Origin of the sequence: Mesorhizobium amorphae CCNWGS0123 (assembly GCF_001686985.1) — a bacterium.
GTDB lineage: Bacteria > Pseudomonadota > Alphaproteobacteria > Rhizobiales > Rhizobiaceae > Mesorhizobium > Mesorhizobium amorphae.
In genome coordinates, this window is the sequence record NZ_CP015318.1 from 2719232 (window position 1) to 2743422 (window position 24191).

Below are 24191 nucleotides of genomic sequence, written 5' to 3' on the forward strand. Positions count from 1 at the left end.
TTGGATCGATCTCTAGGATGCCTTGCGGCTGGCGGCCGGATCGTCGCCGTTCGACGACTGGCGGCTCTCGGCATTCGCCACTTCGGGGCCATTGCCACGGATCGCCCGCGACAATGTCTCTGCCTTCCAGCTGCGCACCCTGTCCAGCGCCGCCTCGCGATGCAGCAGCCGGTAACGGTCGAGGAACAGCCGGATTGCCTGCGGATGCGGAAACTCCCTCGGGAAGACGGCGACCGCGATCAGAAAGGCCCGGTCCTCGCTGAGATCGAGTGCCCTGAGCGCGGTAAGCAGCGCGGCATGGCTCGACTGTTCGATCAGCGACCGCGCCGTCTGGAAATCGATGTCGAGCGCATCGGCGAGCGCGGTCTGGAAGAAGGCGGCATTGCCGGTCAGCGCCGTCTCGCGCAGCTTGACGTAGCTCGCCTGGCCGAGGAACGGGTTGACGCTGACATCCTCGCCGGCCGTATCGGGGCGCATCATGGCGCGCAGCCGGCGCCTTGCGTTCTCGGCGGCATTGCCGCGCGGCTCCCGCGTTTCCGCGTCGGCTGCTGCAGCGGCCGCTTCCTTCGCCGGCACCGCTTCTGCATTGCCCGGCGCCGCCTCGGTTTTCGCCGGCATTGCCGTCACGATCGTCTGCGGCGGCCGCATCCTGACCAGCGTCGGCTTTTCAAGCGCCTTGATCAGATCGGATATGGTCGGGTTCAGGTCCTTGCGCCGCGCAATGGCACGCGCATGCGGCAGGCCGTGCCGTCCGATCAGCGCGATGAGGTCGATGTCGCTCAGCGCCCGTGAGCGGATCAGCAGGGGAGCGGCGGTATCGACCGGCTCTTCGGCCAGGCGCCGCACCAGGGCGCTTGGCGCATACTCGCATTCGGAAAGTGCTGCGGCGACATAGCGGCGCGATTCGACCGACACCTCGTCGAACAGCGGCAGCGTCAGATCTTCGAGCTGGGCGATCTCGCGGCGCGAGGGCCGGGTGAGTGAGCAGAATGCCGACACCACGGCGCGGAACAACCTTTCGGCCTTTCCCGCTTCAGCCCGAATAGCGATTTGCCTGAAATCCGAAGATGACACGGAGGATACGCCTGACACTCGACACGACTTGGACCACGCTCGACCGGGACTGTGTCGGTTTCGCGATTACCAAGAACAAAGATCAAGTTAGCGACGATCCGTTAGCGCTCCGTTAACCCTCTGCCCGCCTTAATCATATTTGGAGGCGTTGCGTTGTGCTCCGGGGCAACCGAGAGGAATGCGCGAACCATGGGCATGGTACTGTCTTTCGTGCCGCGAACGGCACCAACCAATCGAGCAAGTCAAAACACCGGTACGCCGGCGGCGGTGATCATTTTCCCCGGCGTCCGCTACGAACCTTCGCCGCTAACTGGCGATGCGAGGCCAAGCGGTCCGGACAAGCCGGGTGCGCCGAAGACTCCTGTTCCGCATCACTAGGGCGCTGCGGTCGAAATCAGTAGTCCTGCAGCTCGCAGGAACTCTGCTCCAGAAACTGTGAGACGACAGGCTTCCAGCTGTCGTCGGGCACGAAGGAGCGGATGACGAAGATGCCTTCCTCGATCGGCGCTTCGACGAAGATCGCGCCCTGCAGCTCCTCGGGGAGTTCCCTGCGCACATCGATCATCTGAGCCGGCGTCAGCACCACGGTGTCGAGCACACCGCCGGTGGCGCTGTGGTCGTTGAAGGAATAGAGGTTGTGGCCGCTGCGGTCATAGACGGAGACCGACCAGAACGGCACGTTGCCAGGCGCCTTGATTCGCACCATGCCCTCGGCGAGGTCGAAGCGGCAGGCCGCGGCGTAAAACAGCGGATCGACGGATTTCACCACCGGAGCGCCGCCGGCCTCTGCGTCGAGCCTTGTCATCTTGTAGAGGTCCGAAGCCATCGCCAGTCGCGACCATGCGTCGCGTTCGGAAAACTCCGGCACCAGCATCAAGACGACGATATGCACGATGCCGGCGCCAAGCAGACCAAGCAGGACGGTGTGCAGCAGCTTACGCATTACAGCCGGCTTTCACGATCCTGGGCAGCGTCACATCGGAAAGGCCGGTGCTGCTGGCGATCGGCGTGTCGTAGAAGGTGAGCACGAAATACATCCGTCCGAAGCCCTCGGTCAGAAGCCAATTGCCGGGGGCCGGGCGGTTGCCGACGGTGATGATCACCGAATTGTCGGGCTGGCGCAGCACCTGATAGGACTGCAGAGCCGCAAGCCTCGGCCTGTCGGTGTCGACCACGCCGAGCGATTGGTCGGCGGCATAGAGGGTCCAGAAACGGGCAGTTGGGAAGCCGCCTTCGATCATGTAGGCGCATTCGCGCCTGAGCTGGTCGCCGCCGGCATCGCGTTCGGCGATGAAGGAGAGCCCCTCGGCCCGGCCGAGCGCCAGCACGCCCTCGCGTGCCACGCGTGCCTTCGAATAGGGGTCGGCCGCTTGCGTGCCGATCTCGGGGAAGGCGGTCCACTGGCCGATCCTGATCGCGCCAACGCCGTCCTGTGCCTTCAGCGCATACCAGACGCTGCCGCCGCCGCCGCCGATGGCGATGGCAAGCGAAAGCAGCGTGAGGAATGCATTCTTGAGCATGAAGGGCCGGAAACAGAGGAGGTTGCTCGGGATATCGCGGCGCGGGGCCTCGTGGCAAGCCGGCTTGCTCTAAAGGCGTCGCGATATTTTCAGCTGATGCCGGCCTGTAAATGGTGGCTTCTTGCGCTTCCCGCTCATCTAAATGGCACACTGCCTTCAAGTCGTTTCTACCGAACAAGGAGAGTGGCATTCCCCGTGTTGACGACCGGCTTGTCATGGACGAGCTCTCCGGCACTGCGCCCCTCTGATTTTCGATGCCTCCTGCGGCGCAGCACGTGGCCATCCAATCACTGACTTGTCAGGCTGCCAGTTCGCGCCGATCCGATGCCTGCGCTTGAAGCCGCCGCCATTTCGTTCCACATCGACAGGGGATGAAGGCCGAGACAGAAGAGCGGCGTTGGAATTTGGTGTGGGCCTTGCCCGCATCGCTGATCATGCATGCGCTCATCGCAGCATTTCTGGTCTACAGCCTGCCGAGGCCTGCCCAACAGCCGGATCAGGAACAGCCGGTCAATGTCGCGCTTGTGCCTCCGCCCGAGCAGCCGAAACCGAAGCCCCCGCCGCAGCCAAAGGAACCCAAGGCCGAAAAGCCGCCGGAACCGAAGCCTGAAAAACCGCCCGAGCAGAAAGTTGAAAAACCGCCCGAAAAGCAGCCGCCGAAGCCACCGGCGATCGCGGTGCTAAAGCCCGTTTTTCAGTACGGCGACAAGGATACCGGCCCGAGGAAATCCCTGGATGGAGGCGGCGATCGAGACAACACGCCGGCGCCGGCCAAACAGGATGATTCGAAGCCGCCTGCCGTGCCGAAGCCTGCAGAGAACCAACCGGCCGCGCCGGCAGAAGCCGATCAGCGGCCAGATCCAAGCAAGGCCGACGAGAAGCCGGTAACCACCCCTACGGACGCCAGGCCCACGCAAAGCGAGGAGAAGCAGGCAACCGATAAAAAGCAGGCAGATGAAAAGGAGGCAGGAGCGCAAACCGCAGAAAAGCAAACAGCCGCCGCTCCGACGCTGTTGGGTGCTGAGAGCGGCGATAAAGTCGAGCTTCCGGCCGCGGCCGAAAAGCCGAAGCCCAAACCCGCAAATGCCATGAAGTTCAGGCCTGCAAAGGTATCGAAGCCCAGAAGCAACAGCGCCGGGACGCCAGGCTCCACCAACGCTGCCGCTGCCGGATCGCCGATCTATTCGGGCCTTCCGGGTGTTCGAAAGCTCTACTCGCAGGGCGCTACCGGCGATGCGCTGGCCGCAAGCTCGATGACCGGCGCGCCTCGCGATCAGCGGGTCGCCAACCTTTGCGGCAGCGTTTTGAACCAGGAATTGCGAAACGCCTCTTATTCTCCCAAATGGCTGCCATCCATTCCGCTGAAGGCGGGCAATGTTCTTAACCCTCCGGAGGCCGCCTTCAGCACGACAACCACATGGTACCGTTTACGCTTCCGGTGCGAGGTCGACGCCGATGCGACAAGGGTCTTGTCGTTCAACTTCCGCGTCGGCGATGAGATCCCACCCGGCGAATGGGGCCGTCTCAGATTGCCTAGTCTCCACTAAAGCATGTCTCCCGAAAGTGGGAACCGGTTTCGAGACAAAGACGTGCGTGGAATCAAAACCTATAGCGCCGACAGCGTCTCCGGCGCCTTGGGCGGCTCGAGCACGGGCGCTGCCTGGAACATCTTGGTCATCTCCCGCAGCGTCTGCGTGGTGCGGCTGGACAACACCGGCGGGCGCTCGGCGGCGGCTTCGGCCTCCGCCTGCTCGGCGTTCTTCTTTGCCGCCTCCTCGGCCTTGGCCGCGACTTCCGGATCGACGAAGGGATGATCGAGGCCGGGGATCGGCTTCAAGTCGATGTTCTGGTGCGCGTAGACCATCAGCCGCTGCCACACCATCGCCGGCAGCGTGCCGCCGGTCATGTTCTTGGTCGGGGTGAAGTCGTCATTGCCGAGCCAGACAGCGGCGGTGTAATTGCCGGTGAAACCGACAAACCAGGCATCGCGGTAGGATTGCGTCGTGCCGGTCTTGCCGGCGACCACGATGTTGGGAAGCAGGGCGCGCCGTGCCGTGCCGATCACCGGCACCGCCGCCAGCATGGTGTTCATGTATTTCAGCGCCTGTTCCGACAGCACGCGGTGCGGCGGCGGCGCGTCCTTGGCCCAGTCGTAGACCACCTCGCCGGTACGGGTGACGAGCTGCGTGATTCCGTGCCGCGAGCCGACGAAGCCGTTCTGCGCGAACACGCTGTAGCCGGTCGCCTGGTCCATGACGGTCATGCCCGACGTGCCGAGCACCATGGTCTTGTGCCCTTCGAGCGGCGACTCCACGCCCATCGCTTCGGCCATCGCCTTGATCGGGCCGATGCCGAGATAGTCCTTGGCCAGTCGCACCGGCACGGTGTTGATCGATTTGGCGATCGCCGTGATCAGCGTCACGTTGCCGGCCGAGCCGCCATTGTAATTGTGCGGCGACCAGCCGCCCCAGCTGATCGCGCCGCCGGAAACGACGGAATCCGGCGTGAAACCATGCTCCATGGCGGCGGCATAGACGTAGGGCTTGAAGGAGGAGCCGGTCTGGCGCAGCGCCTTGGTGGCGCGGTTGAACTGGCTGGCGCCATAGTCGCGGCCACCGACGATCGCCCTGACCGCGCCATTGGTTTCGATGACCACCACCGCCCCTTCGGTGACGTTGTATTCCTTGCCGAACTGGCGCAGGTGGAATTCGACGGACTCTTCGGCCGCCTTCTGGATGTTGGCGTCGAACGTGGTGTGGGCGACGAGCGAGTGCTGACCGGACTTGGCGGCGACCTTCTTGACCTCGTCGAAGGCCCAGTCGAGGAAATAGTCCGGGCTCTTCTGTTCGCCGCGATCGACGATGTCGGCCGGATGCAGCCTTGCCTGCAGCACCTGGCCTTCGGTCATAAACCCGGAATCGACAAGGTTCGACAGCACCACATTGGCGCGGGCGCGAGCGGCGGGCAGGTTGATATGCGGTGCGTATTTGGTCGGGGCCTTGAACAGGCCGGCCAGCATCGCCGCCTCGGCGAGGTTGAGATCCTTGACGCTTTTGCCGAAATAGAAGTCCGCCGCCGCCTCGATGCCGAACGTGCCGCCACCCATATAGGCGCGGTCGAGATAGAGCTGCAGGATCTCCTTTTTCGACAGATTGGCCTCCAGCCACAGCGACAGGAAGGCTTCCTTGATCTTGCGCTGCAAGGTGCGCTCATTGCTCAGGAACAGGTTTTTGGCCAGCTGCTGGGTGATGCTGGAGCCGCCCTGGACGACGGAATTGGCCCGCACATTCTCGAAGATAGCGCGCGACAGGCCGAGCACGTCGATGCCGTAGTGGTCGAAGAAACGCCGGTCCTCGGTCGCCAGCACCGCCTTGATGACATGGTCGGGCATCTCGTCGACCGGCACGGAATCGCGCTGGATGATGCCGCGCTGGCCGATCTCGTTGCCGTAACGGTCGAGGAAAGTGACGGCGAAGTCGCCCTGGGTGCGCCAGTCGCCGGTGGTGATCTGGAAGGCTGGCAAGGCCAGCGCAAAAAGCACCACGATGCCGCCGGCGCCCAGCGTAAACCCTTCGCTCAGCACTTCGACGATGCCGCGCCGCCAGCCTTTGACACGGAAACGCCGGGAAAAGATGGTCGCTGCTTCCCAGAACTGGCGTGCCTTGAAGCCGATCTCGTAGAGCGAGGAATCGAGCCACGCATCCACCGCCAGCAGCGCCGCGGCGATCGGACCTCTTCTCTTGCGTGGCATCAAAGGACTGGTCATTCCAGAATTCCGCCCCACGCCGTGACCTGATTTCAGGACGGCGCCCCGGAGAACTATTCGTCCATTCTAGCACTGCTCACAAGGGCAGCGAAGCCACACCGCGCGGTTTGTTGGCTGGGGAGGGAAGGCTTCGAGCCTGATAGTGCCCGGCCGATGTCAGCGCGCCGCAACGAAGCGCATGAAATGCGCCACGTCGGCCTCGCTCGGCTCCTGGCCGGTGAAGCTGCGCAGATAGGCGGCGAGATGGCTGACCCGGGCCTCGACCGGCTCCTTGAGATCGAGCACGTAGTAGCCGATCTGCATGTAGTAGAGGACGCGGGCGCGGATGAAGGCGTCTTCCTCGTCATAGCCGTGTCGGCGGTACATGTCGCGGATGGCGACGAGGCGCTCGTCGTCGGCCTGGTCGATCATGCGCCGCACATCGTCGGAGCGGCGCGCCCATTCGCGGATGGCGAAGTCAAGCCGGGGATCGAACAGGCGCTCGTCGGCCCAGCATTCGAAGACGTTCATGACCCCCATGATGATGCTTTCGGCCGGGCGCCCGGCGCGTTCGACGATCGCCTTGGTGTTGGTGTCGTGCCAGTGCGCGAGCAGCTGGTCGAGCAGATCCTGCCGGCTCTGGAAGTACCAGTAGAAGCTCGAGCGCGAGACGCCGAGCTTCTGGCCGAGCGGCAGCACGCGCACGCTTTCGATGCCGTCCGAAATCAGCGTCTGCAGCGCCAGATTGATCCAGTCCCAGCGCGTCACCTTGATGTTGCCTGGCGCCGGCTCGTCCTGGGGTGCAATCATGATCATGTCCGCACAAGTGCCATGGCGCGCAGCGGCGTGCAAGCGGTCTGTACACAAGTGTCTAGACACATATGTACAGTGCCTGTATGGTGAGAGCCTCTAACGAGAGGGAGAGGCTCGTGAAGTCGCACTATCGCGCAGTTGTCATCGGGGGTGGGGTGGTTGGCGCCTCGGTGCTCTACCATCTGGCGCGCTTCGGCTGGAGCGACGTGGCGCTGATCGAGCGCGCCGAACTGACCGCTGGTTCGACCTGGCATGCGGCTGCCGGGTTCCATGCGCTGAACGCCGACCCGAACGTCGCGGCGTTGCAGGACTACACGATAAAACTCTATCGCGAGATCGAGGCCGAGTCCGGCCAGAATGCCGGCCTGCACATGACCGGCGGCGTCAACATGGCCAGCGACCCCGCCCGCTGGGAATGGCTGAAATCGGCCTGGGCGGTGTTCCAGTCGGTCGGCATCGAAACGGCGCGGCTGGTGACTCCCGACGAGATCAAGGAGATCTGCCCGATCGTCGATGTCAGCGATGTGCTGGGCGGCCTCTACGATTCCAACGAAGGCCATCTCGACCCCTACGGCACCACCCATGCCTATGCTGGAGCAGCGAAGAAGCGCGGCGCCGAAATCATCCTGCGCAATCGGGTGCTCGACCTCAAGCAGCGCGCCGACGGTGGCTGGGACGTCTTCACCGAACAGGGCATGATCGTCGCCGAGCATGTCGTCAACGCCGGCGGTCTCTGGGCAAAGCAGCTCGGCCGCATGGCTGGCGTCGAGCTGCCGGTGACGCCGATGGAGCATCACTATTTCGTCACCGAGGACATTCCGGAGGTCGCCGCCCTCGACAAGGAACTCGGCCTCGCCGTCGATCTCGATGGCTTTGCCTATCTCCGCCAAGAGCGCAAGGGCGTGCTGCTCGGCGTTTACGAGCAGAACCCGAAGCATTGGAACATGGACGGCGCGCCCTGGGATTACGGCATCGAACTGATCCCGGAAGACATCGACCGCATCAGCCCTGAACTCGCCAAAGCCTATGAGCGCTTTCCCTGCCTCGCCACCGCCGGCATCCGCAAATGGGTCAACGGCGCCTTCACCTTCACGCCCGACGGCAACCCGATCGTCGGGCCGGTGCGCGGCTTGCGCAACTACTGGGTCGCCTGCGGTGTCATGGCCGGCTTCAGCCAGGGCGGCGGCGTCGGTAAATCGCTGGCCGAATGGATGATCCATGGCGAGCCGCAGGCCGATATTTTCGGCATGGACATCGCCCGCTACGGCGCCTTCGCCGCCAACCGCGAATATCTGAAGCAGACCACGCGGCAGTTCTACGCCCGCCGCTTCGTCATGACCTTTCCCAACGAGCGCCTGCCGGCCGGCCGGCCGCTGAAACGCCCCGGCGCCTATGACGGCATGACGGCGGCCGGATGCGAATGGACGGCCTCATGGGGCCTGGAGATCCCGGCCTATTTCGCGCCGATGGGGTTTCGCGAAAACACCACGCTGAAGCGCTCCAACGCCTTCGACATCGTCGGCGACGAGGCGATGCAGGTGCGCCGCGCCGCCGGTCTCGTCGATACCTCCGCCTTCTCGCGCTACTCGGTGTTCGGACCGGGCGCGGAAGCCTGGCTCGACCGGTTGCTGGCCTGCAGGCTGCCAAAGCCGGGGCAGGCGAGGCTGGCGCCGATGCTCGGCCATGACGGAAGGCTGAAGGGTGACCTCACCGTCTTCAACTGGGGCGATGGCCGATACTGGATCATGGGCTCCTACTATCTCCGGGAATTCCACATGCGCTGGTTCGAGTCGCATTGTGCCGACGGCGTTTCTGTCACCGACATTTCCGACACGGTCTCAGGTTTCCTCGTCACCGGGCCGCATGCCCGGGAAATCGTCGCGCGCACCACGCATCAGGATGTCTCGGCGAACGCCCTGCCGTTCATGGCCTGCGGCGCGTTCGACATCGGCATGGCGCAAGCACGTGTCGCGCGGCTGTCGATCGCCGGTGAGGTAGGCTTCGAGATCAATTGTCCGGCCACCATGCATGCCACCTTGCGCGACACGTTGCTTGCCGCCGGCGAGGATCTCGGCCTGGCGGAAGTCGGCTTCTATGCGCTGAACGCGCTCAGGCTGGAAAAGAGCTTCGGCATCTGGTCGCGCGAATTCACGCAAGCCTACACGCCTGCGCAGACCGGCCTCGACCGTTTCATCGCCTTTGGCAAGGGCGATTTCATCGGCCGCGAGGCGGCCCTCAAGGACAGGGGCGCCGCCACAAGGCAACGCCTGGTGACGCTCGAGGTCGATGCTGTTGACGCCGACGCCAGCGGCTTCGAGCCGGTCTGGCATCAGGGCCGGCGCGTTGGCTTCGTCACCTCGGGAGGTTATGGCTACACGGTCGGCAAGAGCCTGGCGCTGGCGCTTGTCGACCGAGATCTTGCAGCCGAGGGTACCGCCTTGTCGGTGCATATCGTCGGCGTCGAGCGGCCGGCGCGCGTCATTCCGGCTTCGCCCTACGACCCCGAGGGCAAGGCGATGCGACAATGAGGAGGAACTGCCATGGTCGATGACGCTGCACGCGACACCAGGCGCGAGCGCCGGCGTGGACGCACCGGCGAGGCCGGCAGCGAGTCCAGCCGCCGCCCGGACTATCGCGCGCTGAAAAACCCGTTCTTGCCGCAGTCGGTCTTTTCGGACGACCAGGTCGCCGCGATCCACGATACGGCACTGCGCGTGCTTGAGGAACTCGGCATCAAGGTGCTGCTGCCCGAGGCGCGTGAGCGTTTTGCCCGCGCCGGCGCGCTGGTCGACGAGGACAGCCAGATGGTGCGCATCGGTCGCGACATCGTCGCGACCGCACTTGCCACGGCGCCAAAGTCCATCCGGGTGCTGGCGGGCGACCGTAGCCGCGACCTGATGCTCGAACTCGGCTCGATGACCTTCCTCGCCGGGGCCGGCGCGCCCAACGTCACCGATCTCGAACGCGGCCGGCGGCCGGGAACGCTTGCCGCTTTTGAGGAATTGACCAAGCTGATCCAGCATTTCGACGTGCTGCATATGCTTTGCCCGTGCATCGAGCCGCAGGACGTCGACAATCGCTTCCGCCACTACGCCGTCAACCGAGCCCAGCTGACGCTGTCGAACAAGGTCCCCTTCATCTTCGCCCGTGGCACGCCGCAGATCGAAGACGGGTTCGAGATGATCAGGCTGGCGCGCGGGCTCTCCGAAGACGCATTCCTTGCCGATGCTCATTGCTACACTGTCATCAACACCAACTCGCCGCGCCAGCTCGACATCCCGATGGCGCAAGGCATCATCGATTTCGCCCGCGCCGGGCAAATATCGATCATCACCCCCTTCTGCCTGGCGGGCGCCATGGCGCCGATCACGGTCGCCGGCGCGCTGACGCTGCAGCATGCCGAGGCGCTGGCGGGCTTGACCCTCGCCCAGATCGTGCGGCCCGGCGCACCGGTTGTCTACGGCTCGTTCTCCTCCAATGTCGACATGAAGTCCGGCGCGCCGGCCTTCGGCACGCCGGAGCATGTCAAGGCGACGCTGGGGGCTGGCCAGCTGGCGCGCTTCACCGGACTGCCCTGGCGCTCGGGCGGTGGCAGCGCCGCCAACATTTCCGACGCGCAGGCGGCCCACGAGACGCAGTTCGCACTGTGGGGCTCGGTGTTGGCCGGCGCCACCGTCTGCATCCACGCTGCCGGCTGGCTCGAAGGCGGCTTGAGCGTCTCCTTCGAGAAGCTGATCACCGATATCGAGGCGCTGCAAACCGTCGCCGAACTCTGCGCATCAACACCTGGCGACGAGGATGCGATTGGCTTCGAAGCCATAACCGAAGTGCAGCCGGGCGGGCATTTCTTCGCGGCCGGCCACACAATGGTGCGCTACCGCACCGCCTTCTACGAGCCGCTGGTGGCCGACTGGTCGAATTTCGGCAACTGGACGCAGGCCGGCTCGAAGAGCGCGACGGAGCGCGCAACGGGTATCTGGAAGCGGCTGGTCGCCGACTTCCAGCCACCGACATCCGCCGCTGCTACGTCAGGCATCCTCGATGAGTTCATCGCACGCCGCACCGAAGAGGGCGGCGCGGCACCCGTCTCCTGACCAGAGCAAGCGCCCGCTACATCGGGCGCTTGTCGCCGGCCTTTTGGGGGTCGCGGCGTATCGTGCCGGCGTCGGCCTTTCGATGCTTGTCGGCGGCAAGCCGGCGAATGCGGTCGAAGCGGCTTTCCTCGGCTGGTTCGGTTGCCAGTACAGAATTTGGCTTCGGTACGAACGTAATCATTTGTCGTTCTCCTTGCCGCTGGGTCGCGCCGGGGAAGATCCCCCGGCGGCTGTCTTTCAGGCTCTCATGCAGAGTTCGTCTGTCTCGAAGGGGTCGAAGAGTTCATGCCGCGAGAGCAACCGCACAGCTCGTGGCGCCCAGCCTGTCGGGCGATGCTTCTCCGGGCATGGTCGCCCAGCCGCCCGTCTCAATGAACTGCCGCTTCTTGTAGCTGTCGGTCAGGGCCTTGAACTCGACAAGCTTGGCGGCCGCATCGGGCGCTGCGTTGAAGCGATCGACACAGATGGCCGAGGCCAGTTTGCCCCGCGCCACATCGCCGGCCGTTGCCGACAGTGAGCGCGAGGTGCCGCCTGTCACCCATCCACCCCAGTTGAAACCGATGATCAGGGTGGCGACGAGGGTTACCGCGCATGCCCAGAAAAGCGTGGACTTGGCCGGCTGGTAGTCTTCCCAGCGACGCGCGAGAGATGGCTTGCTGCTTTGTGTGGACACGGAACGAGTTCCTTCCTGATTGGGTTGAGATAGGTCGCCCGGCCGGTCGCGGAGCGGCCGGAATTTCATGGAATTTCTTTCTGGAGCCGGCATGAGCGGCCGCTGCTCCTGTATAGCGCATTGGCACTCGATAGATAGGAGTGCCAAGAATTATTCGTGCGATACGTGGAAATATTGAAACGTATTATTTTACCAGATCGCTTTCCGATATTCGCAATATCTAAAATATTTCCAAGTTTGAATTCTGTCGCCCGAATGCCTATTTATATCGAACAAGTTCGTTTTCACGATTTCGAGCGCAACGGAGATTTGGCGATGGCCGATGGCAATCAAAGTATCATGGAAAAAGCTGAAGCGCGCTTTGTCGACAAGCAGAAAAAGACTGCAGAGCGAAACAAGGCCACGGCCGAATATATGTCCGAGGCCAAGGCCCGGATCATCAAGACGGCAAGGCTGCGCGAATTGCGGCTGGCCAAGGAAGAGGCTGATCGCGTGGCTGAAGCCCTGAACCCGACGCCGAAGAAGAAGCGGGTGGTCAAGAAGGTCGCCGCAACGGAGGTCAAGTCATGAGCCTTACATTCCCCAATCGCAGCCGCAGCTATGACGAGGCGGGTCGGCGCATCCGATTTGTCGGCCATGATGGCATGTTCCAGATTTCCTTCTCGGTGGCTGCGGATGCCATGTCGAAGATGCGACCCGAAACCGCAGCCGACGAGGCCGGCTATCTCGCAGCCTTCGATACGGCCAGCAGCGCCATATACGACGTCGCCAGGACGGCCTACGACCGCACCCGTAAGAGCATATATGTGCTGACCGCGGCTGATTTTCGCTAACTGGGTGCGCGGGCGGCTCCCCGAAGACGAGTTGCTTGGCGGCGCATGCCGCGGACACCGTTATCGATCCAACTCGCTGCACCAGCTCGATTCCCGATGGCGCTGGGCATCATCGATTTCGCCCGCGATCACGCCCTTTACAGTTCCAGCTCGCGCCGTCGACACCGCCGGCCTGCTCGACGACTTCATCGCGAGCCGCACCGCGGAGGGCGGGGCGCCTCCGGTGTCTTGAGGCCTTCCATCAAGGTCGCCGGATCACACGCTCCAGCCTCCGGCTCGCAGGCCATCAAAGACTTCTATCCTTACCGTGGCGTTGGCGCAGCGGCTGGTCGGGCCGATGTCAGTCCAAAGCGGGCGCACAGGCTCGCAACACTCTCGAAGTCCATGTCCAGTTCGTATTTCCGCAGCAGGTCGCCGGACTTTGTCCTGTCGGGCCAGATGGCGGCCAGTTCGCGGAAATAGTCCTCGAATCCGGCCGGCGAAATCACCTCGATGATTTCGCATGGCGTGTCGCCGGCATTCCAGAACGTATGCCACTGGCCGCGCGGCTTGAACACCCATGTGCCCGGACCGGCGGTAACGACATCATCGCCGAGCAAGGCGCCCAGCTTGCCGCTCAGCACATATGAGTATTCGTCTTCGCGGTGATGCCGGTGTAGCGGCGCCGCCAGCGCGCGCGGCGCCAGCGGATGATGCACGATGGAGAAGCGCTCGCCGGTATCGGACCCGTCTATTTTCCAGCGGATTCCGAAACCACCCAGATCGAAGCGGTCGCCCGCCCCAGGCATGATTATGATTGGCCCCGGTGCCGGTTTTGCAGCCGAACGAGTCGTCGCATGATGGGGATTGTGGTCAGGCAATACGCGTTCCATATCATCCTCCCGGAAATGGGTGTACGCTGCCGATCACTCATTTCTAGGCGCTCTTCCAACCCATGTCAATATCAGTGATCACATGAGTTTACCGAAAGAAGGCCAACGGCGCTCCTACCGATTGCAACGCCGCGCGGTCAAGCAGGCCGAAACCCATCTCGCACTCGCCCGCGCGGCCTTCGAGTTGCACAGTTCGGTGGGCCCATCGCGGACCACGGTGAGCGCTATCGCCGAGAAAGCCGGCGTGCAGCGGCTGACCGTCTATCGCCATTTTCCCGACGAGGAAGCGGTCTTCAGTGCCTGCTCCGCCTATTCCTTCGGCCAGGACCCGCCGCCCAACCCCGAGGTCTGGCGATCGATCGCCGACCCGGACGCCAGGCTGCGGACGGCGCTCCTGCAGCTCTACGGCTACTACAGCCGCAAGCGCCAGTTGCTCGCAAATCTGTATCGCGATGCCGAAATGCCGGTTGTCGCTGCGGCACTCGTCCGCCGGCGAGAAGTTCTCGCAAAAGGCGTCACGATCCTCGAATCGGGTTGGCTCGACCCGGACAGCGAAACCGCACGTCTGCTTGTTGCCGCGATAGGGCATGCGCTGGACTTCTCGACGTGGCGCTCGCTTGTCGAAAACCAGGGCCTTTCAGAAGACGAGGCGGTAGAAGCCATGCTGGTCCTGATCCGTTGCGTAAGCTCGAGTTCGGCGGACTGCCGCGCCGAGAAACCATCAGCCTGAAGGCCAGTATCGGCTGATTGGTGGGTTCCTTTGGAATGGCGTGATCTGGCAGAATGCGTCGAACGCGGCTACGCTGCTAGCGAATGGCGGTAGCAAAGGCTTGTTCAAGACGTAACGGGCGAGGGAGAAAACGATGACGGCGCCCGACGATTTGCTGCAGGCCCTGTTCCTGAGATTGAAGAGCGATGCCTCGCTGTCGGTGCTGCTGGGCGGCGCCGGATTGCTCGAGCAGGCGACCGAAAACGCCGCCTTCCCCTATGTGACCTGCGGCCACACCAGCGCCTTCGACCTCGACACCGGCGCCGACAACGATGCCGATCAGCTTGTCACGCTGCATGTCTGGTCGAAAGCCCATGGCGGAGCCGAGACGCGTGTCATCATGGACACTATCGAGGCGCGCCTTGCCGACGCGGCCTTGGCCATCGGCCCACATGGCCAGACACGCCTGTCGCTGGAATTCGCCGAGGCCCGCTATGACGAGGATCTGGCGGTCCATCATGGCATGCTGCGCTTTCGCGCCATCACGCAGGAAAACGTCTGACGCGCTTTCAATATCGGTGAAACGGAGTCTACACTGAACCTTGGCCGATTTCACTGGATTGGGCGGTGGAATCTCAGCTTGATTGTCTCGCGTTGCAGGGGTGTGGCGGGCATGTTTTTTCGGGCGTTCACCGTTCATTTCACGTTCAGCACCGATGCGTTACAACGCTGACCATGAAAACGCTTCGCTCCCATTTCCGAACCGCGACACTGGCGCTTGCAGCGGTCGGCCTGTTGGCGTCGCAGGCGACGGCAATGCCGGTCGTCGCGCCCGCCGACACCCAGCCGATCATGCTGGCTGCGTCGGACTGCTATGCGATCGGCCAACAGGTGGCCGAGCAGAATGGCGGTACGCTGGCCAAGGCCTCGCAGTCGACGCGCGGCGGCCAGCCGGTCTGCGTCATCGTCGTGCTGGTGCCGGGCAAGGACGGTCAGCGTCCGCGCCGCTCCGAAATCGTCGTTCCGCTGAACTGACCCGATCTTCCGTCTTACAGGCCTCCGTTTCCCAGGCCGCCGGAATCGGCCTATACCTCACCCCGGATCCGTCAACAGGTGCTAACCGCCATGCGCGTGCTCGTCGTCGAAGATGACAAGGATCTCAACCGGCAGATAGCGGATGCGCTGGTCGATGCCGGTTACGTCGTCGACCGCGCCTTCGACGGCGAGGAGGGCCATTTCCTCGGCGACACCGAACCTTACGACGCGGTCGTCCTCGACATCGGCCTGCCGCAGATGGACGGCATCAGCGTCGTCGAGCGCTGGCGCCGCGGCGGCCGCAAGATGCCGGTGCTGATCCTGACGGCGCGCGACCGCTGGAGCGACAAGGTGTCGGGGATCGATGCCGGCGCCGACGACTATGTCACCAAGCCGTTCCATATCGAGGAGGTGCTGGCGCGGGTGCGGGCGCTTATCCGCCGCGCCGCCGGCCATGCCTCGTCGGAATTGACCTGCGGGCCGCTGCGCCTCGACACCAAGGCCTCCAAGGCCGATGTCGACGGCCAGCCGTTGAAGCTGACCTCGCATGAATTCCGGCTGCTGGCCTATCTTATGCACCATATGGGCGAGGTGGTGTCGCGCACCGAACTTGTCGAACATCTCTATGACCAGGATTTCGATCGCGACTCAAACACCATCGAGGTCTTCGTCGGCCGGCTTCGCAAGAAGATGGGCATCGACATGATCGAAACCGTGCGCGGCATGGGCTACCGCATGCGTGAGCCGGAGGCGTAAGGCGGAACCTCTCACCTCAAAACCGGTCGTCTCCAAGACGCTTTTGGCGCGGTTCTGGCCGCGCTCGCTGGCGTTCCGCGTCATTGCCTTCTCGACCCTGTGGGCGATCCTGACGTTGGTCGTCATCTTCACCCTCATCACCACGCTCTACCGCCAGGCCAGCGAGCGCGGCTTCGACAGCCTGCTTTCGGCGCATCTGTTCAACCTGATCGGCTCGGTCGGCGTTTCCGAAAGCGGCCAGCTGACCGGAGCGCCGGACCTCGGCGACCTGCGCTTTTCCGAACCGAATTCGGGCTGGTACTGGTCGGTTGAACCGGCCTCCGAGGGTGTGCATGGCGAACTGCACTCCTCCTCGATGACCAAGGCGATTCTTTCGCCGAGCGTCGCCGAGGTTCCCTTCAACGCCAGCTTCCAGCGCAGCTATGGCGCCGAAGGCATCCATGGCGAGGAGCTGGAGGTGTTCGAAAGCGAATTCGTCCTCGATGCCAAGAACCGCGCAGCGCGCTTTCGCGTCATGGGCAACCAGACCGAACTGGAGCAGGAGATCGCCAGCTTCCAGCGCCGCCTCCTGACCTATCTCTCGCTGTTCGGCGTCGGCATGATCGCCATCAACGCCTTCGCCATCCTGATCGGCTTGCAGCCCTTGCGCCGCGTCCGCAACGCGCTCGCCATGGTGCGCGAGGGCACGGCGCAGCGGCTCGACGGCAGTTTTCCGGCCGAGATCGAACCGCTGGCCAACGAGACCAACGCACTGATCGAGAACAACAAGCGCATCGTCGAGCGTTCGCGCACGCAGGTCGGCAACCTCGCCCATTCGCTGAAGACGCCGCTGGCCGTGCTGCTCAACGAGGGCCGAGCGCTCGGCGGCGCCAAGGGCCAGCTCATCACCGAGCAGGCGGCCTCGATGCAGAAGCAGGTCGACCATTATCTGCAGCGGGCGCGCGTCGCCGCCCAGCGCGACAGCGTCGTCTACCGCACCCCGGTGGCGCCGCTGGTCCAGCGCATGGTGCGCGTGCTGCAAAAGCTCAACCCTGAGACAACCCTCACGCTTTCACTGCCGTCCACCGACATCATCTTCGGCGGCGAACGCGAGGACCTGGAGGAACTCTTGGGCAATCTCCTCGACAACGCCATGAAATGGGCCAGGGGTGCGGTCGCCGTATCGGTCTCGCCTGTCCCCGGCAAGGATGCAAATTTGTTCGAGATCGCCATCGAGGATGACGGCCCGGGCATTCCCGAGGACAAGGCGCGCGAGGCGCTGAAGCGCGGACGGCGCCTCGACGAAACCAAACCGGGCACCGGGCTCGGCCTTGCCATTGTCGCCGACCTCGTCAACGAGTATGGAGGCGGTCTGGCGCTGGAACGCTCCGCCATGGGCGGGTTGAAGGCGGCGGTGCGGTTGCGGAGCCTTCAGTGATGCTATTTTCAATGGTGGGCTGCGGCCAAATTTCCGACAAATATCAATACTATGGCCTTGCCGGCTTCCCAATGGCGCGGCCCCCAGTTCATCCTGCTCGAGAAATCCGGTTGTTGGCATGAAGATTCGCGTCGCGCTCCTTTCCGCACTGCTCGCCGTTTCCGGCTGTGGGACGTTGGGCAAGGGCGGCCCTGGCGCGGCGGTCACGCCGGCGCCTGCCGCGACGCCTCCGGCCGGCAGCAAGGTGGCGACGACGATCATTTCGGCCATGGCCGGTGGCCTTGTCGGCGGATCGATCGGCTCCGGCCTGAGCGATGCCGACAAGCGCAAGGCGCTGGAAGCCGAATACAAGGCGCTCGAATACACGGCGAGCGGCCAGAAGGTGACATGGAAGAGCGACAGTTCGGGCCGCTCGGGCGAAGTCGTTGCCGCCCAGCCCTATCGGGTCGGCTCGCAGGATTGCCGGCAATACACCCATACGGTGTTCAGCGGCGCCGCCGGGGCCACCGCGCGCGGCACCGCCTGCCGCAATGCCGACGGCAGCTGGACGCCGCTGACCTGATCAATGCTTGTCGCCCAAAAGTGCGCAGCGGTTTTGGGATAACGACATGCATCAAGAGGAAGCCGGATCGGCTTCAGATCCGATCCGGTTGACATCGGTCAAGGACAGACGGCGCACGTGCCGTCAAAGCGTCGCAGGATGCCCATGTTGGCAGGGCAGGGCTCTGCCGGTATTGGATGAAAGATGCTGTTCTGGGTCATAGCTGCAATCCTCACGCTGGGCGCCAGCCTTGCGGTGCTGCTGCCGCTGGCCGGCGGCCCGAAGGGCGCGTCGGCCCCCGGCGACCACGACCTTGAAGTTTATCGCGATCAGCTCGCCGAGCTTGACCGCGACGTGGCGCGCGGTCTGATCCAGCCGGCCGAGGCCGAGGAGGCGCGTGCCGAAATCGGCCGTCGCATCCTGCGCCTGGGCACCACCGGTCAGGCCGGCACGGCCGCGCGGCGGCCGTCGGTGACGACAAGGCTGGTGGCGACGGTGGCGGTGCTGGCGGTTCCGCTGATCAGCTGGGGGCTTTACATCAAGCTCGGCTCGCCCGATTTGCCTTCGCAGCCGCTCGCCGAACGGCTCGCCAAGAATCCTGCCGACTCCTCGGTGGACGAGCTGGTGGCGCGCGCCGAGGCGCATCTGGCCGCCAACCCTTCCGATGGCCGCGGCTGGGACGTGCTGGCGCCAATCTATCTGCGCCTGCAGCGTTATTCCGACGCGGTGGCCGCTTATCGCAACGCTATCCGCCTCGACGGCGTCAGCGCCACCCGCCAGTCCGGTCTCGGCGAGGCGATCGCCAATGCCGCCGGCGGCATCGTCTCGGCCGAGGCACAGGACGCCTTCGAAGCGGCGCTGAAGCTCGATCCGGCCAATGCGAAGGCGAGCTTCTACCTGGCGATGGGCCTGGCGCAGGAAGGCCGTGCCGCGGAGGCGACGGCGGCCTGGCAGAACATGCTCGGCACGCTCCCGCCGGAATCGCCCTGGCGCCGCGCCGTCGAGCAGGCGCTGGCCGAAAACGCGAAGAGGACGGTCGCGTCGGGAACGCCCGCCAACGGCCCGGATGCGCAGGCGGTCGAAGCGGCGCAGTCGATGTCGCCGCAGGACCGCCAGGCGATGATCGAGACCATGGTCGCCGGGCTCGACGAGAAGCTCAAACAAAACCCGCGCGACACGGAAGGATGGATGCGGCTCATTCGTTCCTATGTCGTGCTTGGCAAGGCCGACCAGGCGCGCGATGCGCTGAGCCGCGGCATAGCCGTCTTTGGTGCCGACAGCGAGGAAGCGAAAAAGTTCACCGCCTTTGCCGCCTCGCTCGGCCTGACGGCGACGGAGTAGACGATGACGCGCAAGCAGAAGAGATTGTCGGTGATCGTCGCGGGGCTGGCTTTCCTCGGTGCCGCCACGGGTCTCACCTTCTACGCACTCGGCCAGAAGGCCTCCTATTTCTACATGCCCGGAGATCTCGCCACCGCAACCGTCCAGCCTGGACAGCGCATTCGGCTCGGCGGTCTGGTCGAAAGGGGTACGATCGAGCGCGGGCAGGGCGCGACCGTCGCCTTTTCGGTGACCGACAAGCAGAAATCGGTGAAGGTCACCTATACCGGCATCCTGCCCGACCTGTTCCGCGAGGAGCAGGGCGTCATCACCGAGGGCAGCTTCGGTCCGGACGGCGTCTTTGTCGCCGACAGCGTGCTGGCCAAACATGACGAGCGCTACATGCCCAAGGAAGTCGCCGACGGCCTCAAGGCCAAGGGCGTCTGGCAGGAGAGCAAGAGTGAGTAACGCGTTTGGTTGAAACCGGACATTTCGCCCTCGTCCTCGCCTTCGCGCTGTCGCTGGTGCAGATGCTGGTGCCTCTCTATGGCGCGCGCGCCGGCAACCAGAAGATGATGGCGGTCGGCGGTCCGGTGGCGGTGACAGGCTTCGCGCTCACCGCGCTCTCTTTCGCGGCGTTGGCAATAGCCTACGCAAGCTCCGACTTCTCGGTGGCGAGCGTCTGGGAGAATTCGCATTCGCTGCAGCCACTGATCTACAAGATCACCGGAACCTGGGGCAATCACGAAGGCTCGATGCTGCTCTGGGTACTGATCCTGACCTTCTTCGGCGCCCTTGTTGCCGCCTTCGGCTCCAACCTTCCGGCAACGCTCAAGGCCAATGTGCTGGCCGTGCAGGGCGCTATCGGCGCCGCCTTCTTCCTGTTCATCCTGGCGACGTCCAATCCCTTCACCCGGCTCAACCCGGCACCGATCGAGGGCCGCGACCTCAATCCGGTGCTGCAGGATCTCGGCCTCGCCATCCATCCGCCGCTGCTCTATCTCGGCTATGTCGGCTTCTCGATCTGCTTTTCATTCTCGGTCGCGGCCCTCATCGAGGGCCGAATCGACGCCTCCTGGGCGCGTTGGGTACGGCCGTGGACGCTGGTCGCCTGGATGTTCCTCACCGGCGGCATCGCCATGGGCTCCTACTGGGCCTATTACGAGCTCGGCTGGGGCGGCTTCTGGTTCTGGGATCCGGTCGAGAACGCCTCCTTCATGCCATGGCTGGCGGGCACGGCGCTGCTGCATTCTGCGATCGTCATGGAAAAGCGCTCGGCGCTGAAGATCTGGACGCTGCTGCTCGCCATCCTCACCTTCTCGCTGTCGTTGCTCGGCACCTTCCTGGTGCGCTCAGGCGTGCTGACCTCGGTGCATGCCTTCGCCACCGACCCGACGCGCGGCGTCTTTATCCTCTGCATCCTGACGCTGTTCATCGGCGGCTCGCTGGCACTGTTCGCCTTGCGCGCCTCGAGGCTGACGGCCGGCGGCCTGTTCCATCCGATCTCGCGCGAAGGCGCTTTGGTACTCAACAATCTGTTCCTGACCACCGCCACCGCCACCGTCCTGGTCGGCACGCTCTATCCGCTGGCGCTCGAAGCCGTCACCGGCGGCAAGATCTCGGTCGGTGCGCCGTTCTTCGACCTGACATTCGGCCCTCTGATGCTGCCGCTGCTGGCGATCGTGCCATTCGGGCCTTTGCTTGCCTGGAAGCGCGGCGATGTCTTCGCCGCCGCCCAGCGCCTGATGGCGGCCTTCGCCGCTGCACTTGCCGCCATGCTGGTGACGGTCCTGTTCGTCGATGGCGCCTCGGTGTTCGCAGCCCTTGGCGTTGGCCTCGCCGTCTGGCTGGTCTGCGGCGCGCTCACCGATCTCGCCGTCAAATCGGGCTTCGGTTCGGTGACGCCTGCCATCATGCTGCGGCGTTTCGCCGGCCTGCCACGTTCGGTGTTCGGCACCGCGCTCGCCCATCTCGGCCTCGGCCTGACGCTGCTCGGCATCGTCGGCACGCTCAGCTTCGGCACCGAGAAGATCCTGTCCATGCATGCCGGCGAGACTGTCGAACTGTCCGGCAACACGCTGCGCTTCGAAGGGCTCTACCCGGCGCTGGGACCAAATTACAGCGAGGATCGCGGCCGCTTCGTCGTCATCGGCGCCGACGGCAATGCCAAGGGCGAAATAAGCTCGGCCAAGCGCTTCTTTCCGGTGCGCCAGACGACCACGACCGAGTCCGGCATCAGGACGATCGGGTTCAGCCAACTCTATCTGTCACTCGGCGACGAGGGCAATGACGGTTCCGTCGTCGTCAGGCTGTGGTGGAAGCCGCTGGTGACGCTGATCTGGGGCGGCGCCCTGGTGATGATGGCGGGCGCGGCAATGTCGCTGATGGACCGCCGCCTGCGCGTCGGCGCGCCGTCGCGCCGCAAGAAACTCGTGCCTTCCGCGAGCCTGTCATGACGGCAAGGGTCTCGCTGGCTTCGCTGGTGCTGTTGCTGGGCCTGCTGTTCGCCGGCAGCGCCTTCGCGGTGAAGCCCGACGAGGTGCTCTCGGATCCCGCGCTGGAGGCGAGGGCGCGGACCCTGTCGGAAGGGCTGCGCTGCATGGTCTGCCAGAACCAGTCGATCGACGAATCCGACGCCGATCTCGCCCGCGACCTGCGCATCCTGGTGCGTCAGCGGCTTGTCGCAGGCGACACCGACCAGCAGGTGATGGACTACGTCGTTTCGCGCTACGGCGAGTTCGTGCTGCTGAAGCCGCGCTTCAGCCTGAGCAATGCCTTGCTCTGGGGCACGCCGGTGCTCTTGCTTCTGGCCGGCGGCATCTTCATCGTGCTCACGGCGCGATCGCGCCGTTCGACGGCAACGAAGGCCCTGACCGCCGAGGAGCAGGCGGCGCTGGACAAGATGCTGCGCGACTGATCGCCAACATTACAAAAGTTTCATGCACCGGAAATGGCGCCGTAATGTGCGCCTCTCTATTCCTCTCGATCGAGGATGTCCTGGCTAAGCCGCATCCAATCAAAAGAGGATACGAGACCCATGAATATTGCCCCCAATTCATATTCCCGCACCCGCAAGCGCCTTCTGGCCGCCGTTGCCTCGCTGGCCGTTGCTGGCGCCGTCGGCTTTGGTGTCGTGACCACTGGAACGGCTCCGGTTCTGGCCGATGCCGTGCGTGTCGAGGCGCCGCAGGTTCCCGGCTTTGCCGACATCGTCGAGCGCGTCTCGCCGGCGGTGGTCAGCGTCAAGGTCAAGGCCAAGATCGAGCCGGCGGCCGATGATGGTTCCGATCAGTCGGACGACCAGGACGGCATGAACAACCTGCCCGACAACCCGCAACTGCGTCGCTTCTTCAAGGAATTCCGTGGCTTTGGCGACCAGGGCGGCCAGTTCGGCAACCGCCGCTTCAGCCGCCGCGACCACAGCAACGACCAGCCGCGCCCGGTGGCGCAAGGCTCCGGCTTCTTCATCTCCGATGACGGCTATCTCGTCACCAACAACCATGTCGTCGAGGAAGGCTCGGCCTTCACCGTGGTGATGAGTGACGGCAAGGAGCTCGACGCCAAGCTGATCGGCACCGACCCGCGCACCGATCTCGCCGTACTCAAGGTCGATGGCGTCGGCAAGTTCACCTATGTCGACTTCGCCGACGATTCCAAGCTTCGCGTCGGCGACTGGGTGGTGGCCGTCGGCAATCCGTTCGGCCTTGGCGGCACCGTGACCGCCGGCATCGTCTCGGCCCGCGGCCGCGACATCGGCGCCGGTCCTTATGACGACTTCCTGCAGATCGATGCCTCGGTCAACCGCGGCAATTCGGGCGGCCCGACCTTCAACCTCAACGGCCAGGTCGTCGGCATCAACACCGCGATCTTCTCGCCCTCGGGCGGCAGCGTCGGCATCGCCTTCGACATCCCGGCTTCGACGGCCAAGCAGGTCGTCGAGGACCTGATGAAGAACGGCTCCGTCCAGCGCGGCTGGCTCGGCGTCGAAATCCAGCCGGTCACGTCCGACATCGCCGAGTCGCTCGGGCTGAAATCCGAGAAGGGCGCACTGGTGTCGAGTGCGCAGGACGACGGCCCCGGCAAGAAGGCCGGCATCGCCGCTGGCGATGTCATCACCCAGGTCGACGGCAAGGACGTTGCTTCGCCCAAGGAACTTGCCCGTCTGATCGGTGCCTACTCGCCCGGCAAGCTGGTCGACGTCACCGTGTGGCGTGACGGCAAGAGTGAGACCATCAAAGTCGACCTCGGCAAGCTGCCGGCAAGCGACAAGCAGGCTTCGGCCGATCAGCAGCAGCCCGCCGCTCCGGCAAAGCCCGACACGCTGGCCGATCTTGGCCTCACCGTTACCAAGTCCGAAAAGGGCAAGGGGCTGGTTGTGACCGATGTCGACCCGGACAGTGACGCTGCCGATCGCGGCATCCAGCCCGGCGACATCATCACCTCGGTCAATTCGGTGGAGGTGAGCGGAACCGACGATGTCACCAAGGCCATGACCGACGCGGTGAAGTCGGGCCGCAAGGCGGTGCTGATGCAGATCACCCGCGACGATACCAACCGCTTCGTCGCCCTGCCTGTCGCCAAGGGCTGACATTCGAAACTTTTCCGGTGCGGCGGTTTCAACACCCCCGAGCCGCCGCACGGGAAAGCACGGGGCCTGAATGCGTTAGTCAGTCATCGTGTTCCGCCCCCGGCGGCAGCGGGCTTCCCATCGCCCGCTGCCGCTCTAATTTAAGAGGCCCAGACGCACATGCCGGCCACCACTCATTCTTCCAGCGAAATCGCGTATAAC

Annotated in this window: 24 protein-coding genes; 16 read left to right on the forward strand and 8 right to left on the reverse strand. The window is 64.3% G+C overall.

All coding sequences use genetic code 11. The annotated features are described in order from the left end of the window. Positions 1–12 precede the first annotated feature (12 nt). From A6B35_RS12570 to A6B35_RS12580, 3 genes are all read right to left on the reverse strand, one after another. The gene (locus A6B35_RS12570) at positions 13–1074 is read right to left on the reverse strand and encodes a DUF2336 domain-containing protein (RefSeq protein ID WP_040581835.1); all 1062 of its coding nucleotides are present in this window, start codon (positions 1072–1074) and stop codon (positions 13–15) included. Between the two features lie 394 nt (positions 1075–1468). Beyond that, on the reverse strand, positions 1469–2017 hold the full coding sequence (locus A6B35_RS12575; protein WP_006199703.1) for a DUF1254 domain-containing protein: 549 nt from the start codon (positions 2015–2017) through the stop codon (positions 1469–1471). Next, a complete protein-coding gene (locus A6B35_RS12580) occupies positions 2010–2594 on the reverse strand; it encodes a DUF1214 domain-containing protein (protein ID WP_006199704.1) in 585 nt (194 codons plus the stop codon). Before A6B35_RS12580 ends, A6B35_RS12575 begins: the two co-directional genes overlap by 8 nt. Before the next feature lie 371 nt (positions 2595–2965). On the opposite strand from A6B35_RS12580, the gene A6B35_RS12585 reads away from it, so the two are divergent. Beyond that, a complete protein-coding gene (locus A6B35_RS12585) occupies positions 2966–4141 on the forward strand; it encodes a DUF930 domain-containing protein (RefSeq protein WP_006199705.1) in 1176 nt (391 codons plus the stop codon). Between the two features lie 59 nt (positions 4142–4200). On the opposite strand, the gene A6B35_RS12590 is transcribed toward A6B35_RS12585, so the two are convergent. Both A6B35_RS12590 and A6B35_RS12595 read right to left on the reverse strand, forming a co-directional pair. Further along, a complete protein-coding gene (locus A6B35_RS12590; RefSeq protein WP_006199706.1) occupies positions 4201–6360 on the reverse strand; it encodes a transglycosylase domain-containing protein in 2160 nt (719 codons plus the stop codon). Positions 6361–6516: 156 nt separating this feature from the next. Next, complete coding sequence (locus tag A6B35_RS12595; protein ID WP_006199707.1) at positions 6517–7155, reverse strand: TetR/AcrR family transcriptional regulator; 639 nt, start codon at positions 7153–7155, stop codon at positions 6517–6519. A 113-nt stretch (positions 7156–7268) separates the two neighbouring features. Here A6B35_RS12595 and A6B35_RS12600 point away from each other — a divergent pair, with 113 nt between their 5' ends. Further along, positions 7269–9680, forward strand: coding sequence for a GcvT family protein (locus A6B35_RS12600; RefSeq protein ID WP_006199708.1), 2412 nt, complete (start codon positions 7269–7271; stop codon positions 9678–9680). A gap of 12 nt (positions 9681–9692) precedes the next feature. Next, a complete protein-coding gene (locus A6B35_RS12605) occupies positions 9693–11246 on the forward strand; it encodes a trimethylamine methyltransferase family protein (RefSeq protein ID WP_006199709.1) in 1554 nt (517 codons plus the stop codon). 16 nt (positions 11247–11262) lie between these two features. On the opposite strand, the gene A6B35_RS36185 is transcribed toward A6B35_RS12605, so the two are convergent. Together A6B35_RS36185 and A6B35_RS12610 are read right to left on the reverse strand one after the other, a co-directional pair. Further along, the gene (locus A6B35_RS36185; protein ID WP_006199710.1) at positions 11263–11427 is read right to left on the reverse strand and encodes a hypothetical protein; all 165 of its coding nucleotides are present in this window, start codon (positions 11425–11427) and stop codon (positions 11263–11265) included. Between the two features lie 102 nt (positions 11428–11529). Further along, entirely contained in the window at positions 11530–11919 is a 390-nt protein-coding gene (locus A6B35_RS12610; RefSeq protein WP_006199711.1) for a hypothetical protein, read from the reverse strand. Positions 11920–12234: 315 nt separating this feature from the next. Between A6B35_RS12610 and A6B35_RS12615 the strand changes: the two genes are divergently transcribed. Continuing rightward, positions 12235–12489: a hypothetical protein gene (locus tag A6B35_RS12615; protein WP_006199712.1), complete on the forward strand. Its 255-nt coding sequence runs from the start codon at positions 12235–12237 to the stop codon at positions 12487–12489. Further along, complete coding sequence (locus tag A6B35_RS12620; RefSeq protein WP_006199713.1) at positions 12486–12752, forward strand: DUF1488 family protein; 267 nt, start codon at positions 12486–12488, stop codon at positions 12750–12752. Before A6B35_RS12615 ends, A6B35_RS12620 begins: the two co-directional genes overlap by 4 nt. 302 nt (positions 12753–13054) lie before the next feature. On the opposite strand, the gene A6B35_RS12625 is transcribed toward A6B35_RS12620, so the two are convergent. Then, positions 13055–13540 (reverse strand): cupin domain-containing protein, encoded by a 486-nt coding sequence (locus tag A6B35_RS12625; RefSeq protein ID WP_006199714.1) that lies wholly within the window; start codon positions 13538–13540, stop codon positions 13055–13057. Positions 13541–13643: 103 nt separating this feature from the next. On the opposite strand from A6B35_RS12625, the gene A6B35_RS12630 reads away from it, so the two are divergent. From A6B35_RS12630 to A6B35_RS12680, 11 genes are all read left to right on the forward strand, one after another. Beyond that, complete coding sequence (locus A6B35_RS12630; protein WP_139032166.1) at positions 13644–14354, forward strand: TetR/AcrR family transcriptional regulator; 711 nt, start codon at positions 13644–13646, stop codon at positions 14352–14354. Between the two features lie 133 nt (positions 14355–14487). Beyond that, the gene (locus A6B35_RS12635) at positions 14488–14895 is read left to right on the forward strand and encodes a DUF3168 domain-containing protein (protein ID WP_006199716.1); all 408 of its coding nucleotides are present in this window, start codon (positions 14488–14490) and stop codon (positions 14893–14895) included. A gap of 173 nt (positions 14896–15068) precedes the next feature. Continuing rightward, positions 15069–15368, forward strand: a complete 300-nt coding sequence (locus A6B35_RS12640) for a hypothetical protein (protein ID WP_006199717.1) — start codon at positions 15069–15071, stop codon at positions 15366–15368. A gap of 90 nt (positions 15369–15458) precedes the next feature. Further along, entirely contained in the window at positions 15459–16124 is a 666-nt protein-coding gene (locus A6B35_RS12645) for a response regulator transcription factor (protein ID WP_006199718.1), read from the forward strand. Continuing rightward, entirely contained in the window at positions 16108–17541 is a 1434-nt protein-coding gene (locus tag A6B35_RS12650; RefSeq protein WP_040581839.1) for an ATP-binding protein, read from the forward strand. Before A6B35_RS12645 ends, A6B35_RS12650 begins: the two co-directional genes overlap by 17 nt. A gap of 118 nt (positions 17542–17659) precedes the next feature. Next, positions 17660–18103 (forward strand): hypothetical protein, encoded by a 444-nt coding sequence (locus tag A6B35_RS12655; protein WP_006199720.1) that lies wholly within the window; start codon positions 17660–17662, stop codon positions 18101–18103. 183 nt (positions 18104–18286) lie between these two features. Further along, positions 18287–19423: a c-type cytochrome biogenesis protein CcmI gene (ccmI, locus tag A6B35_RS12660; protein ID WP_006199721.1), complete on the forward strand. Its 1137-nt coding sequence runs from the start codon at positions 18287–18289 to the stop codon at positions 19421–19423. A gap of 3 nt (positions 19424–19426) precedes the next feature. Next, complete coding sequence (gene ccmE, locus A6B35_RS12665; protein ID WP_006199722.1) at positions 19427–19870, forward strand: cytochrome c maturation protein CcmE; 444 nt, start codon at positions 19427–19429, stop codon at positions 19868–19870. 5 nt (positions 19871–19875) lie between these two features. Then, positions 19876–21858 carry a heme lyase CcmF/NrfE family subunit gene (locus A6B35_RS12670; RefSeq protein WP_006199723.1) on the forward strand — a complete coding sequence of 661 codons (1983 nt, stop codon included), beginning with the start codon at positions 19876–19878 and terminating at the stop codon, positions 21856–21858. Then, on the forward strand, positions 21855–22319 hold the full coding sequence (locus tag A6B35_RS12675) for a cytochrome c-type biogenesis protein (RefSeq protein ID WP_006199724.1): 465 nt from the start codon (positions 21855–21857) through the stop codon (positions 22317–22319). The genes A6B35_RS12670 and A6B35_RS12675 overlap by 4 nt, the downstream gene beginning before the upstream one ends. 120 nt (positions 22320–22439) lie before the next feature. Then, positions 22440–23990, forward strand: coding sequence for a Do family serine endopeptidase (locus A6B35_RS12680; protein ID WP_006199725.1), 1551 nt, complete (start codon positions 22440–22442; stop codon positions 23988–23990). Positions 23991–24191: the final 201 nt, after the last annotated feature.

Bases quoted from the DNA above. Each gene is read 5' to 3' on its own strand.
- A6B35_RS12585 (WP_006199705.1), top strand. From the start codon at position 2,966: ATGAAGGCCGAGACAGAAGAGCGGCGTTGGAATTTGGTGTGGGCCTTG.
- A6B35_RS12620 (WP_006199713.1), top strand. From the start codon at position 12,486: ATGAGCCTTACATTCCCCAATCGCAGCCGCAGCTATGACGAGGCGGGT.
- A6B35_RS12605 (WP_006199709.1), top strand. From the start codon at position 9,693: ATGGTCGATGACGCTGCACGCGACACCAGGCGCGAGCGCCGGCGTGGA.
- A6B35_RS12640 (WP_006199717.1), top strand. From the start codon at position 15,069: ATGAAAACGCTTCGCTCCCATTTCCGAACCGCGACACTGGCGCTTGCA.
- A6B35_RS12635 (WP_006199716.1), top strand. From the start codon at position 14,488: ATGACGGCGCCCGACGATTTGCTGCAGGCCCTGTTCCTGAGATTGAAG.
- A6B35_RS12625 (WP_006199714.1), bottom strand. From the start codon at position 13,540: ATGCCTGGGGCGGGCGACCGCTTCGATCTGGGTGGTTTCGGAATCCGC.
- A6B35_RS12590 (WP_006199706.1), bottom strand. From the start codon at position 6,360: ATGACCAGTCCTTTGATGCCACGCAAGAGAAGAGGTCCGATCGCCGCG.
- A6B35_RS12595 (WP_006199707.1), bottom strand. From the start codon at position 7,155: ATGATCATGATTGCACCCCAGGACGAGCCGGCGCCAGGCAACATCAAG.
- A6B35_RS12675 (WP_006199724.1), top strand. From the start codon at position 21,855: ATGACGGCAAGGGTCTCGCTGGCTTCGCTGGTGCTGTTGCTGGGCCTG.
- A6B35_RS12680 (WP_006199725.1), top strand. From the start codon at position 22,440: ATGAATATTGCCCCCAATTCATATTCCCGCACCCGCAAGCGCCTTCTG.
- A6B35_RS36185 (WP_006199710.1), bottom strand. From the start codon at position 11,427: ATGATTACGTTCGTACCGAAGCCAAATTCTGTACTGGCAACCGAACCA.
- A6B35_RS12580 (WP_006199704.1), bottom strand. From the start codon at position 2,594: ATGCTCAAGAATGCATTCCTCACGCTGCTTTCGCTTGCCATCGCCATC.
- ccmE (WP_006199722.1), top strand. From the start codon at position 19,427: ATGACGCGCAAGCAGAAGAGATTGTCGGTGATCGTCGCGGGGCTGGCT.
- ccmI (WP_006199721.1), top strand. From the start codon at position 18,287: ATGCTGTTCTGGGTCATAGCTGCAATCCTCACGCTGGGCGCCAGCCTT.
- A6B35_RS12575 (WP_006199703.1), bottom strand. From the start codon at position 2,017: ATGCGTAAGCTGCTGCACACCGTCCTGCTTGGTCTGCTTGGCGCCGGC.
- A6B35_RS12645 (WP_006199718.1), top strand. From the start codon at position 15,459: ATGCGCGTGCTCGTCGTCGAAGATGACAAGGATCTCAACCGGCAGATA.
- A6B35_RS12615 (WP_006199712.1), top strand. From the start codon at position 12,235: ATGGCCGATGGCAATCAAAGTATCATGGAAAAAGCTGAAGCGCGCTTT.
- A6B35_RS12655 (WP_006199720.1), top strand. From the start codon at position 17,660: ATGAAGATTCGCGTCGCGCTCCTTTCCGCACTGCTCGCCGTTTCCGGC.